We start from the raw sequence: 13,333 nt of genomic DNA, 5'->3' as shown, positions 1-13,333 counted from the left end.
CAAGTTACTATAATTAGATTTTGGAAAAAAGCGACACAAATAATTATAAACAAATAATAAATTACATAAAATTAAATTTATTCACAAGTATACCTTATAAAATATGTTATAATTAATAGAAAATTGTCATATAATTACTTAAGGAGTATTAGTGTAAATAAGATTGAGAGGTAGTGGTTAGAATATGGATACCCATAATAAATATGTAAGTTTTATAAAAAATATACCTGTACCTTTTTTATATTGTAGAATTATAAAGAGACAAGAAGATATAGAATATCGAGTTGAATATATAAGTAAGGGTATGGGCAAATTACTACGATTAGAAGAAGGTAGTTGTGATAAAAATATATTAGATATATTGCCTGTATTTAAGTCTAAAAAATATTTCAAAGAGTTGTTCTCAGATGAGGTAGATTGTATAAAAAGATACATTCCAACACTTAAAACTTGGATAAACATAAAAAAACAGATAATAGGGGATTCATACATAATTTTGTATTTTGGTAAAATTGTATTTGATTATAGACAGATAATAGATTCTCTTGATAAAAAGGATAAAGTAGCCTATATTAAAGATGAAGAAGGCATATATATAGATTGCAGTGAAAATTTAATACCAATATTAAATAACAACATTAAAATGACAAAAGATATATTTGGGAAAAATGATATCGAAGTATGGGGAGAGAGTACTGGCAAATTGTTTGGAGATGATTATAGAGAAGGAGTATCTAGTAAAAAAAAATTTTTACAAAGCCTCCTTGAATATGAAGAAACTTTCTTTATGGTTGAAAAATATTTTTTGTATGATGAAGATGAACTTTTAGGTACTATAGGGATAATAGACAATATAATATACAGTGGATACAGTAATAAAAATTATAACTCAAAAGATTTAATGAAAATGATAGAGTATTCAATTCCAGAGAATATGTTTTATAAAGATGTGTATGGAAATTACATTGGATTTAACTCAGGTTTTTTGAATTTAGCTTGTATGAATAAAGCAGAATTATTAGGAAAGAATAGTTACAAAATATCAGAAGAGGAAGCTTTAATAGATAAGATATTTGAAAGTGATAGGGGTGTAGTTGAAAATAAAAAAGTAGTTACATTTGAATTAAATATAAATATGAATGAGGAAAACAAGTGTATTGAGATTACAAAAAGACCATTTTTTGATAACTATGGAAGTGTCATTGGAATAATTGGAACAGCAAGGGATATAAGTAGAAGAAAAAAACTAGAAGAGGAAATTGATAAAACTAGAATGGAATTTTTTGCAAATTTATCTCATGAACTCAAAACACCTATAAATTTAATATCATCTTCATTACAAGTTATAGAAAAAAAAGAAGCAGATTTAATAGAATCAAATGATACTTTAAAAAGAAATTTAGGTATAATAAAACAGAATGGAAATAGAATACTAAGGTTAGTAAATAATGTTATAGACTTTACAAAAATGCAGTCAGGATATTTGGATTTTAGCCCAGAAGAATCTGACATAATTGCATTTATAGAAGATATATGCATGTCTGTAGCTGACTTTGCAAGTCAAAATAATATACAGCTTACATTTGATACAGAAATAGAAGAATTTTCAATGCTATTTGATTCAGAAAAATTGGAAAGAATAATATTAAATTTACTTTCTAATGGAATTAAGTACAATAAGGAAAATGGAAAAATAAACATATTTTTATATGTGAAGGATAATGTATTTAATATGAAAATATCAGATAGTGGCATAGGTATACCAAAAGAAAAAATAGATAAAATATTTAATAGATTTGAACAAATTGACAATGAACTTTCCTACAGAGTTAAAGGAAGTGGAATTGGACTTTCATTGGTAAAATCTTTGGTTGAGTTGCATGAGGGTAGTATATCTTTAAAAAGTCAACTTGGTATTGGAAGCGAATTTATAGTTTCATTGCCTGTTAGAAGTAAAAATAATATTGAAAAATACAACTATAACAGAGAAATCAGCAATGAACTAAGTAAAAAATTAGAAATAGAATTTTCGGATTTATAAGTTTAAGTATAAAAAATAAAATTTTAAAAAGGTATTGACAATTGATTTATAAGGGTTTAAAATAAATTACAACATAATAAATAAAAAAGCGATGAATAGGAAGAGTAAATCTAATTCGATTGTCAGAGAGAGAAGTCCATCGGCTGGAAGACTTTTTAAATTAGAGGGATTGAAAACTACCTAGGAGCTACTTTCTGAAGTTATCTGTATCAGTAGATTTTAGTAAGAATAGTCGTTAACTGCGTTAAAGTGTAAAGTGAGTTTTCATAATAGATGAAGACTAAATTAGGTGGAACCGCGGGAATAATACTCTCGTCCTTATGTTATAAGGATGAGAGTTTTTTGTTATTTAAAAATATAAATATTAATTATAAAATAAAAAAGCGATGAATAGGAAGAGTAAATTTAATTCGACTATCAGAGAGGAAAGTTCACAGGCTGAAAGACTTTCTAAGTTTGAGAAATTGAAAACTACCTAGGAGCTGTGGTCTGAAGTTGCTTTAAAAAGTTTTAGTAAGACTGACCGTTAACTGCGTTAAAGTCTAAAGTGGATTTTATCAATAAATGATAAAATCAAATTGGGTGGAACCGCGAGTATGGACTCGTCCCTTTGTATAGGGATGAGTCTATTTTTATTGCAATAAAAGATTGAAAATAAAAAAAAAACTGAAAATTATAAATTTAGGAGGAAAATAAAATGAAGAATAAAGTAAAAATTGGAGTACTAGGATATGGAATTGTAGGAAGTGGACTTATAGATATAATAGATAATAATAAAGCAAAAAGAAACATAGAAATAGTTGGAATTTTAGTTAATAATTTAGAAAAACATAAGGGAAAAAAATACTCTAATATAATAACTAATAATATAGATGATATATTTAATAAAGATATAGATATACTTGTTGAAGTTATGGGTGGTTTAGAACCAACACTATCTTATATTAAAAAAGCATTAAATAATAAAATTCATGTTGTTACAGCAAATAAAGATTTGTTAGCTGAATGTGGAGATGAACTTGCAAAATTAGCCAGTGAAAATAAAGTAAGTATCAAATTTGAAGCTTCAGTTGCAGGAGGTATACCAGTATTAAAACCAATAATAGAATCACTAGAAGGAAATAACATAGATAGTATAAATGCTATTTTAAATGGAACTACTAACTTCATATTATCTAAAATGTATGATGAGAATCTATCTTATGATATGGCCTTAAGACAGGCTCAAGAATTAGGTTTTGCTGAAGCAAATCCAGAGTCTGATGTACTAGGGTATGATGCTGCTAGAAAACTATCAATATTATCAACTCTAGCTTATGATAATAGAGTGTATTGGAAAGATGTGTATTTAGAAGGAATTACAGATATAGATGAAAAAGATATTGAATATGCAAAAAAATTAAATTGTAAAATAAAATTAATTGGTCAAAGTAAGTATGAAAACGATAAAGTAAGTGCTTTTGTTAGACCTGTTTTAGTAGAAAAAGATAATATTCTTGCTAGAATAGACAATGAGTTTAATGCTGTCATAGTGAATGGAGATTCAGTAGGAGAAGTTTCTTTTGTAGGTAAAGGAGCTGGAAGTTTAGCAACAGGAAGTGCAGTTTATTCAGATATTATAGATATAATAGATAATAGAGTTTCAAGTATAGATTCTTTTACTAAAGATAAAATACAAGTTAATAAAATAGTTAGAGAAAAGTGTGGAGCACTTCTTAGATTTAAAAAATGTAATAAAGATGAAATTCTAGACATAGTTGAGAATTGCTTAGTAAAATTCGATGTTTTAAATGATGATGATGAACTTGCTATTATGGTTTATGCTGACTCTGAATATGAAATAAACAACAGTTTATGTCTAATAAAGGATAAAGGATATTGCGAAAAAATGAATAAAATGTTGAAAATAGGTTAAAAAAGAAAAAATATAAGTTTGTATGTAACATATTTTGAATATTTTAATACTATATAGTATGAGATGAAACAAAACATCTCATAAAAAAATTAAAATTAAAGGGAGAGATATGTTATATGGAAAATAAAAAATATGCAAATGGTGGTTATTCAGAAGATTGGTATGAAAGAGGAGAATCTACAGCTAAATGGTTCAAAAATGATAGAGAAGAATATGAAAGAGAAGAATATGAAAGAGAAGCATATGATGAAGATAGAGAAAGAAGAGGTTCAAATTCAGGAGAAAATAGACCTAGAAATTGTGAACAATTTAGAAGAGAAGCTGAAAAAAGAGAAAGAGAAGCTAGAGAAGCGTTTTGTGAATCTGCAGAAAGAAAAAAAGAAGCATTAGCATATGAATGTGAAGCTAGAAAATTATGGGAAAAAGCAGAAAAATACTGGGATGAATATTCAGAGTACAATTATGAGGGAATAGAATCTTTAGCAGAAGCTGCTAGACTATTTGATAAAGGTATGGAATGTGAATCTAGAAGAAGTGGAAATAATGGAGGAAACAATAATAATTGCCATAAATGCCATAAATGTAATTGTAACTGCTGTAGAAAATAAAAGAATTTCATTGACAAATCAATAGTTAAAATATATCATATTATGATAATAAAGAGAAAATTCAGAAAAACATTAATGATTAGAAGAAATATAAGTATAGTTATTAGACAAATAGTGCTCAGTTAGTGAGGCGAGTACAATATGATTAGACTCCTATCCTCTGGCTTTTAATAGAGGATGGGAGTTTTTATTTATTGATATATCTTAAATGAGAATAATATTGAAAAACTAGGAGGTAAAAAATGAAGAGTATTAAAATATCAAGTACGAAAGAAAAGGTAGATGAAAAAGTTTTAAGAGAGCAAGTAAGCTCTATAATAGAAGATATAAGAAGAGATAAAGATGTTGCACTTAAAAAATACAATGAAAAGTTTGATAGAAATACAAAAGGTGAATTTAGAATCACTAAAGAAGAGATAAAAGAAGCTTATAAGCATGTAGATGACGAATTTATAAATAACTTGAAGATTGCTGCTGAAAATATAAGGGAATTTGCTAAGGCTCAAAAATCAAGCTTTGAAAGCTCTTTTGAAAAGGAAATTTATCCAGGTGTAATCCTAGGGCAAACTAATATTCCAATAGAGTCATGTCTTGCATATGTTCCTGGTGGTCAGTATCCATTGTTTTCAACAGCTCTTATGCTTATAATACCTGCAAAAGTCGCAGGAGTAAAAAGAATAGTGGCATGTTCACCAACTATGAAAAATACTGAAGATATAAATCCTAAAACATTGGTAGCCATGGATATAGCAGGGCTGACGAAATATATGCAACTGGGGGAGTTCAAGCTATAGCAGCGTTTACATATGGTACAGAAAAAATTAATCCAGTTGACATAATCGTAGGTCCAGGAAATAAGTTTGTAACTGAAGCTAAAAGACAATGCTATGGTCAAGTAGGAATTGATTTTGTGGCTGGTTCAAGTGAAGTTCTTATAATAGCTGATGAAACTTCAAATCCAGTTTATATTGCAGCTAACTTATTAGCACAATGTGAGCATGATTTAAATGCAAGAGGTATATTGTTGACAAATAGTTTATAAATAGCACAAGAAGTTGAAAAAAATATAGAAATTATGCTAAAAGATTTGCCAACGAAGGATATAGCATATAGTTCATGGGAAAATAATGGAGAGATAATTCTGGTTGATGATATAGAGGAAGCCATTAAAATAAGTAATTTTTATGCACCAGAACATTTAGAAGTTGCAGTAAATAAGTATGATGATATTTGTGATAGATTAACGAACTATGGTTCTTTATTTATTGGAAATCTTTCTGCTGAGGTATTTGGTGACTATGTTTCAGGTACCAATCATACATTACCAACACTTAAAGCATCAAGGTATACTGGTGGTGTTTGGGTTGGAACTTTTATAAAAACTTGTACAAAGCAGATATTTAGTGAAAAGGCTATAGAATCATTAGCACCTGTAGCTGAAAAACTAGCAAAAGAAGAGGGCTTATATGCACATGCAAAGGCAGCTGAGGTTAGATTTAAAAAATAGTATAAAATTCTGCTATTGTAAATCTAGATTTCGTATTAGATAAAGGATAGGAAAATGCCGCCAACCTGAATAAACACTATATTTTATAGGTCGTCGGCGTTTCTTTTATACCTGTATATGATGGGATAATACTACTGAACATTGATTCCACTTTTAAGATTGAGTTCAATGACAAATTTACATTTTTATTATATATATTCAGGAAGATAATTGCAACTGGTTTTGTATGACGATATTTTATTTTAGTCAATAGTATAATATGTGTATTTATGTCATGAAAAGAATAGGAACAGTAAAATTTAGTCAGGAAGAATAATTATGAAGCGGACAATAGATAAATTTGATTTTAAGGTTTTATTGAAAATTTATTGACAAATTTAACCTGTAAATATTATACTAAACTTAATAAATAAAGTTTATAAAGTAAGGTGTTGTTTATGAAAAATATAGTTGGAAAACCACAAACGATAAAAAAAGTAAATGAAGATTTAATAAAAAATATTATAAAAAATGAAGGTCCTATAACAAAACCAGAAATTTCAAGCATTACTGAATTGAGTTTAGCTACAGTTAATAAGATTGTAGAGCAATTAGCTTTGAAAAATGAAGTTAAAGTAAGTGGATTAAGTGAATCTACTGGAGGAAGAAGAGCTCAATTATTTGAAATAAATGCAAACTTAGAACACATAATAGCTTTATATTATTATAGAAATAGTTGTATAGGGGTAGTTGCCAATTTATTAGGTGAAATAATTTATCAAGAAGAATTTAATATAAGAATGGATACGTATGAAAACGTTAACCAAGATACTTTTTTTGTTATAGATACTTTAATCAAAAAGGTAAAAGGAAACAATATAAGAGCTATTGGGATTGGCGTCCCAGGAGTTGTAAAAAAAGGTGTAGTTAAAAATATACCAACTATAAAAAGTTGGGAAGGTATAAATTTAGAAAATTTAATAAAGAGTAAATACAATACTAAAGTATTTATAGAAAACGATACAAATATTACTACTATAGGAATTTATCAAAAACAGTATAAAGACGAATATAAAAATATGGCTCTTATGTATTTAGAAGATGGCATTGGCTCAGGTATAGTTATAAATGGTGAATTATATTTAGGTTATACAAATTTTGCTGGAGAATTAAGTTACCTAAATATAGAGTTTGGTAAGTACAACTACAATAATTTAAATCTTGAAGATTATATTATGAGTTTAAGAAAAAGATATTTAGAGAGTAATGATAATAAATTTAAAAAAGAACTTTTATCTATAATATCAAATTTCGTAAGAACTCTTGTATGTGTCTTAAATCCTCAAGCTATGATTATACAATGCAGTATATTGACTAAGACTGACATGGAATTTATAGAAAAAGATGTAAGTAAGAGTGTTGAAGAAGAAAATTTTCCTAAATTAATAAAAGTGGAGTCACTGAGAGAAGGAAGTATAAATGGAGTAATTAGTATGTGTTTAAAAGAAACTGACTATCAATATTCCTTATCTAATAAAAAAGGAGGATATTAATGTGAAATATTTGGTTTCAATAGATGGAGGGGGAACAAAAACTAAATTTTGTGTAAGTGACTTAGATGGAAACATACTTAAAGAACATACCACTGGTTCAACTAATTATAAGTCAGTTGGAATTAAAAAAACATATGAAAATATTAATAATGGATTTAAAAGACGATATTGAGTACACTGTATTTGGTATATCTGGTTGTGATTCTCCTAATGATTATAAGATTATAATGGATGAAATATTAAAAATTGGGATTAACAAAGAAAAAATATATCTGGCAAATGATGCAGTTTTAGCTTTTTATGCACAAGCTGATTCCCCTGGTTTAGTAATTGTGGCTGGGACAGGTTCAATTATACTGGGAATTAAAGAAGGTGGAGAAATATATAGAGTTGGTGGATGGGGGTATAATTTTAGTGATTTGGGTTCTGGATATGATATAGGGAGAAAATTATTAAAGAAAGTATTGCTTTATTGTGATGAATGTCATGAGTATAGTGATTTATTTAGTTGTGTCTTGGATTTCTTTGGAGCAAATAGTTTTGAACAACTTGCATATATGATTACTGATATAAACGATAATGTTGAAATAGCAAACTTAGCTTCATTAGTGATTGATTGTGCCGAACAAGGTGATAAATTGGCTATTGAAATATTAAGAGAATCATCAACTGAACTATCTAAATTAGCTCAAGTAATATTGAGAAAAATATCTAATCCAATGAAAATGGATAAAAGCGAAATAAATATAGTTTTGTCTGGTGGTACATTAAATAAAACTGTATATGCTCAAATGTTAATGAATAATTTAAAAACAGAAAATACAGATAAAAATTTAAAATTTATATCTCAAGAAAATCAGCCAGTATATGGGGGGATAAGACTTGCTATGGCATTAGCTAATAGGAGGGTCAAGCATGGATAGAAAAAAGGTAATAGTACAAATTTTTACTGGAGGTTTTAAGGCTAAAGAAATAAAGTTTAATGATATAAAATGTAAACTACTAGAATTATTGGACTGTATTGATATAGAAAAGGTTATCATGGGATGGAGTGTAGATGAAGAATTATATGTAGAAACTAAAAAACTATTAAATAAATATAATGTTGAACTATATCTTTGGTTGCCATGTTTTTCTGAAATAGGATTACTTGAAAAAAGTAATTTACTAATTGATTATATGGGGAAGGAAGTCAAGGGCTATGCTTTACAAGAGGATGAAAATTTTGAATTTTATTGCCCAAATAATAAGGAAAATATAAAAAATATAAAGAAAATATATAGTACTTATTTTAGTGATATTAAATTTGATGGAATTTTTTTAGATAAAATAAGGTATGGTTCTTTTTCGAATAAACTAAATGGTGTTTTTAATTGTTTTTGTAAAGATTGTTTAAATATATATGAAAAAAATAATATTGATAAAGAGTCGTTAATGAGAGAAATGAATAATGTGTCTAAGGGAGTTATAGATAATGAAGATACTCCATTTGGTATAACAGAATACATTAATGGAAAATACAAATTTAAAAATAAAATATGGGAAGATTTTTTTGAAACAAAAAATCAAAATATATACAAGGCATTATTAGAGATAAGTAGTTATTTTAAAAGTAAGGGATTGAAAATAGGTATAGATACTTTTTCTCCTTTTATTTCTTACTTTACAGGTCAAGATTTAGAAAAATTACAAGAAGTAGCAGATTTTATAAAACCAATGATGTATAGAACTACAAAAGCTCCAGCTGGTTTACCATTTGAATTTGAAAGGTTTATTGATGAATCCATACATAAGAATAAAGAGATTGGAAAAAGAAATTTCTTAGATATTTTAGGAATGAAGGAGTATGAAGGAGATGTATATCCTATAGAATTTGTACTAGAGGAAATCGATTTTATGACAAGAAATCTTAATAAAGATATATATGTAGGAGTTGAAATAAATAAAAAGGAAATTATAGCTCCTGTTACACCTAAGTACATAAGTGAAAATATTTCAAATATAAATAAGACAACAGTAAAAGGATATGTTTTATCTTGGGATTTGTTATCAGCACCAAAAGAAAATATTGATGAAATTATAAAATGGTTTCGGAATTAGTGAGGTGATATAGTGAGTAAGATATTGGAAATGCAACAAATATATAAAAGTTTTGGAAAGGTAGATGTTTTAAAAGGGATAAATTTTGAGTTAGAAAAGGGAGAAGTAAGAGCTCTTTTGGGAGCTAATGGAGCAGGAAAATCTACACTTATTAAAATTTTAGGAGGAGTTCATTCTCAAACTAAAGGTAAAGTAATTTTGACTGGTAATGAAATAATGTTTAAAAATCCACATCATTCTAAAGAAAATGGTATTAGTATAATTTATCAAGAATTAAGCTTGATACCAACGCTTACAGTACTTGAAAATATTTTTCTTGGTAGAGAAATTTTAAAAGGAAGTGTGTTTTTAAACAAGAAAGACATGCTTGAGGAATATATGAAAATTTGTGAGGATTTTGATTTTAATATAGACCCACATACAGTAGTTTCTAATTTAAGTGTAGCAAACCAACAAATGGTTGAGATAATGAAAGCTGTTTCATGTAATTCTGAAATTATCATAATGGATGAACCTACAACATCACTTACTAATAATGAAAAAGATGGGCTATTTAAAATAATAAGTAGACTAAAGTCTAAAGGTAAAACAATAGTCTATATTTCTCACATATTAGAGGAAGTTTTTAAAGTATGTGATAGTGCAAGTATAATGAAAAATGGAATTATGATTGGAACTTATGATGTAGAGAATTTAACTAAATTAAAGATAACTCAACTTATGACAGGAAATGATAATCACAAACTTATTGAGAAGAAGGATTATACATTTGCAAAATATGAAGAGCCACCAGTACTAGAAGTAAAGAATATAAGCTGGTCTAACAAAATAAAAAATGTTTCATTTAAAGTTTATAGAGGCGAAGTTGTAGGTCTTGCTGGTCTTGTAGGTTCAAGAAGAACTGAAATTATAAATTTGATATTTGGTATAGATAATAAAGATAGTGGAGATATTTTTATCAATGGTAAAAAAGTAGACATAACTTCTCCTAAGGTTGCTATAAAAAACAAAATAGGATTGATTCCTGAAGATAGAAAAAATCTAGGATTAATTTTAGAACAAGCTATATACACAAACTCATCATCAGTACAAATTGATAAATTCAAGAAATTTTTGTTTATAGATAGAAATAAAGAAATTGAGTTTTCTAAAAAAGGTGTTAAGGAATTAGGAATAAAAGTTAGTGATGTAAAGCAAGAAGTAAAAGAGCTTAGTGGTGGAAATCAACAAAAAGTAGTAGTTTCTAAGTGGTTAGAGAAAGATTTAGATTTAATAATATATGATGAGCCGACAAAGGGAATAGATATTGCTGCAAAAGAAGATATTTTCAATACAATCAAAGAATTTTCAAGTAAAGGAATAGGAGTAATATTTATATCTTCTGATTTAGAAGAAGTAATAAGAGTAAGTGATAGAATTTTAGTAACTAGAGAAGGTTCTATTGTAGATGATTTAAAAAATGAGAATATACAGGTTCAAGATATAATGAACAGTATATTTAATGTATAAAAAATGAAAATGGAGGACTGAGATGAAGAAAGCTTTTGAGAAGTTAAATTTAAGAGATTATGGAGTATTATTAGGTTTTTTAGCTTTATGTATAGCTATAAGTATTGCAACTCCATCATTTTTAGGTAAACAAAATATACTTAATCTTTTACGACAATCTTCTATAATTGGAATAATTTCAGCAGGTATGACTTTTGTTATAATATCTGGAAACTTTGATATATCAGTTGGAGCAGTAGCAGCTCTTGCAGGTGCTATAACAATGAAATTTGCGACTGGTGGAACTAATTTGTTTGCATCCATGCTCTTAGGTGTAGCGATTTGTGCAGTAATAGGATTAATCAATGGTATAGTAGTTGCAAAGATAAATGTACCATCATTAATAGCAACTATGGCTATGGTCACTATTGTAAGAGGATTGCTGTTGATGCTTACAGGAGGATATCCAATTACTGAAAATATACCAATACTTGATTACATTGGAAATGGATATTTGTTTAATATACCAATACCAGTAGTAATTTTCTTTATAGTGGTGTTAGTTTCATTTATTGTACTTAATAAAACTAAGTTTGGTAGATATGTTTATTCTGTAGGAGGGAATCAAGAAGCAAGTAAACTTAATGGTATAAATGTAGATTCTCACAAAGTGAAAGTGTTTATTATTAATGCTGTACTTGCAGGAATAGCTGGAATCGTACTAACAGGAAGACTTGGGACTGCAACTGCTATTGCAGGTGAAGGATATGATATGGATGCAATTGCATCTGTAGTAATAGGAGGTACATCAGTGGCAGGAGGTTCTGGTTCTGTACTTAAAACTGTTATAGGAGTATTACTTATGAGTGTTATAAACAACAGTTTTAATCTTCTTGGAATAGATGTATATTTCCAGTACATATTTAAAGGATTAATAATTTTAGCAGCAGTTGGATTTGATTCTTATAGCAAGAAAAAGCTTGCTTCAAGATAAAAAATAAGGGGGATTTTTTTATGAAAAAATTAATGAAACATTTAGCATTGTTGCTATCACTTGTTATGATATTTGGTTTAGTTGGTTGTTCAAATGGTGGTGACAAAGAAAAAAATGGAGAAAAGAAAATAGCAGTATTACTACCAGGTTCAACAGGTTACTTTGTAGCAACTAAACAAGGTATAGATGCAAAATCTAAAGAATTAGGTGTAAGCGTGGAATATGCAGATGCTCAATGGGATGCTAGTAAACAATTATCACAAGCTGAAGATTTTATGGCTAAAGGGGTAGACATGATTGCATTATGTGGAGTTGATTCTGCTGTAAGTGAGAGAATAGTTAAAGCTGCTAATGATTCAGACGTTCCTATAGTAGCATTTACAAATTCTATAGGAAGTAACCCAACTGGAGAATTTAAAGGTTTAGTTACATATATAGGACAAAATGAGGAAGAAACAGGAGCATTAACTGGAAAAATTGCTAAAAACTTATTAGGAGAAGCTGGTGGAAAAGCTGTATTAATAGAAGGAGTACCAGGAACTACTCCACAAGTATTAAGAAAAAAAGGTCTTGAAAAAGAATTAAAAGATAGTAATATAGAAATAGTTTATAATCAAACTTCAAATTGGGAGAAAGAGCAAGCTTTAAAGGTAACAGAAGATTTAATTCAAAAGAAAACTGATTTTAATGTTATAATATGTCAAGATGATAATTCTGCTACAGGTGCAGGTCAAGCTTTAAAAGATGCTGGTCTTAAGGATAAAGTTAAAGTCATAGGTTTGGGTGGAAGTAAAGATGGATTAAAAGCTATAACTGATGGGTTAATAGATGGTACAACTTATATGTCTGCTGTAGAAGAAGGTGGATTAGTCATAGAAAAGGCATCTAAATTCCTTAAAGGTGAAAAAATAGAACCTGTTACACAAATTAAACAAGTTGAAGTTAACAAGGATAATATTTCAGAGTTCAAGGGTGAATGGTAAATTGTCATAGATAATAAATAAGATTTTTAGAGTTACTTTAGAAACTATATAAAGTAACTCTTTTTTTAATTTAATTTAGTGATAAATTATTGAATAGTATTTCTAAACAAATAAAAAATTAATATAAACAAAGACTTAATTATACTAAATTATAAGTAAAACTAA

General features: G+C 27.8%; 10 protein-coding genes, 1 pseudogene and 2 other annotated features. All 11 genes and pseudogenes read left to right on the top strand.

What is annotated here, in order from left to right:
• The first annotated feature begins 184 nt into the window (after window positions 1-184).
• The 11 genes and pseudogenes from IR152_RS13840 (at window position 185) to IR152_RS13795 (ending at window position 13,168) form a co-directional block, all read left to right on the top strand.
• A complete protein-coding gene (locus tag IR152_RS13840; RefSeq protein ID WP_227452527.1) occupies window positions 185-2,041 on the top strand; it encodes a PAS domain-containing sensor histidine kinase in 1,857 nt (618 codons plus the stop codon).
• An 82-nt stretch (window positions 2,042-2,123) separates the two neighbouring features.
• Window positions 2,124-2,364 (top strand) — a binding site (T-box leader).
• Window positions 2,365-2,418: 54 nt separating this feature from the next.
• Window positions 2,419-2,654 (top strand) — a binding site (T-box leader).
• An 84-nt stretch (window positions 2,655-2,738) separates the two neighbouring features.
• A complete protein-coding gene (locus IR152_RS13835) occupies window positions 2,739-3,956 on the top strand; it encodes a homoserine dehydrogenase (RefSeq protein ID WP_227452526.1) in 1,218 nt (405 codons plus the stop codon).
• Window positions 3,957-4,072: 116 nt separating this feature from the next.
• Window positions 4,073-4,564 (top strand): hypothetical protein, encoded by a 492-nt coding sequence (locus IR152_RS13830; RefSeq protein ID WP_227452525.1) that lies wholly within the window; start codon window positions 4,073-4,075, stop codon window positions 4,562-4,564.
• A 242-nt stretch (window positions 4,565-4,806) separates the two neighbouring features.
• A pseudogene (gene hisD, locus IR152_RS13825) lies at window positions 4,807-6,071 on the top strand (histidinol dehydrogenase).
• A 437-nt stretch (window positions 6,072-6,508) separates the two neighbouring features.
• On the top strand, window positions 6,509-7,603 hold the full coding sequence (locus IR152_RS13820) for an ROK family protein (protein WP_227452524.1): 1,095 nt from the start codon (window positions 6,509-6,511) through the stop codon (window positions 7,601-7,603).
• 1 nt (window position 7,604) lies between these two features.
• Complete coding sequence (locus IR152_RS20080; protein ID WP_311315446.1) at window positions 7,605-7,775, top strand: BadF/BadG/BcrA/BcrD ATPase family protein; 171 nt, start codon at window positions 7,605-7,607, stop codon at window positions 7,773-7,775.
• The gene (locus tag IR152_RS13815) at window positions 7,738-8,526 is read left to right on the top strand and encodes a BadF/BadG/BcrA/BcrD ATPase family protein (RefSeq protein ID WP_255624805.1); all 789 of its coding nucleotides are present in this window, start codon (window positions 7,738-7,740) and stop codon (window positions 8,524-8,526) included. Before IR152_RS20080 ends, IR152_RS13815 begins: the two co-directional genes overlap by 38 nt.
• Complete coding sequence (locus IR152_RS13810) at window positions 8,519-9,703, top strand: hypothetical protein (RefSeq protein ID WP_102822625.1); 1,185 nt, start codon at window positions 8,519-8,521, stop codon at window positions 9,701-9,703. The genes IR152_RS13815 and IR152_RS13810 overlap by 8 nt, the downstream gene beginning before the upstream one ends.
• Window positions 9,704-9,715: 12 nt before the next feature.
• Window positions 9,716-11,212, top strand: a complete 1,497-nt coding sequence (locus tag IR152_RS13805; protein WP_103950486.1) for a sugar ABC transporter ATP-binding protein — start codon at window positions 9,716-9,718, stop codon at window positions 11,210-11,212.
• 22 nt (window positions 11,213-11,234) lie between these two features.
• Window positions 11,235-12,185 (top strand): ABC transporter permease, encoded by a 951-nt coding sequence (locus IR152_RS13800; RefSeq protein WP_009889477.1) that lies wholly within the window; start codon window positions 11,235-11,237, stop codon window positions 12,183-12,185.
• A gap of 20 nt (window positions 12,186-12,205) precedes the next feature.
• Window positions 12,206-13,168: a sugar ABC transporter substrate-binding protein gene (locus IR152_RS13795; RefSeq protein WP_045145622.1), complete on the top strand. Its 963-nt coding sequence runs from the start codon at window positions 12,206-12,208 to the stop codon at window positions 13,166-13,168.
• Window positions 13,169-13,333: the final 165 nt, after the last annotated feature.

It is taken from the genome of Clostridioides sp. ES-S-0108-01, assembly GCF_020662285.1.
Classification (GTDB): domain Bacteria; phylum Bacillota; class Clostridia; order Peptostreptococcales; family Peptostreptococcaceae; genus Clostridioides.
Note: the sequence above shows the minus strand (reverse complement) of the source record. Positions and strands in the feature narration are given on the sequence as shown.

Bases quoted from the DNA above. Each gene is read 5' to 3' on its own strand.
- IR152_RS13800 (WP_009889477.1), top strand. From the start codon at position 11,235: ATGAAGAAAGCTTTTGAGAAGTTAAATTTAAGAGATTATGGAGTATTA.
- IR152_RS13835 (WP_227452526.1), top strand. From the start codon at position 2,739: ATGAAGAATAAAGTAAAAATTGGAGTACTAGGATATGGAATTGTAGGA.
- IR152_RS13820 (WP_227452524.1), top strand. From the start codon at position 6,509: ATGAAAAATATAGTTGGAAAACCACAAACGATAAAAAAAGTAAATGAA.
- IR152_RS13830 (WP_227452525.1), top strand. From the start codon at position 4,073: ATGGAAAATAAAAAATATGCAAATGGTGGTTATTCAGAAGATTGGTAT.
- IR152_RS13795 (WP_045145622.1), top strand. From the start codon at position 12,206: ATGAAAAAATTAATGAAACATTTAGCATTGTTGCTATCACTTGTTATG.
- IR152_RS13810 (WP_102822625.1), top strand. From the start codon at position 8,519: ATGGATAGAAAAAAGGTAATAGTACAAATTTTTACTGGAGGTTTTAAG.
- IR152_RS13815 (WP_255624805.1), top strand. From the start codon at position 7,738: ATGAAAATATTAATAATGGATTTAAAAGACGATATTGAGTACACTGTA.
- IR152_RS13840 (WP_227452527.1), top strand. From the start codon at position 185: ATGGATACCCATAATAAATATGTAAGTTTTATAAAAAATATACCTGTA.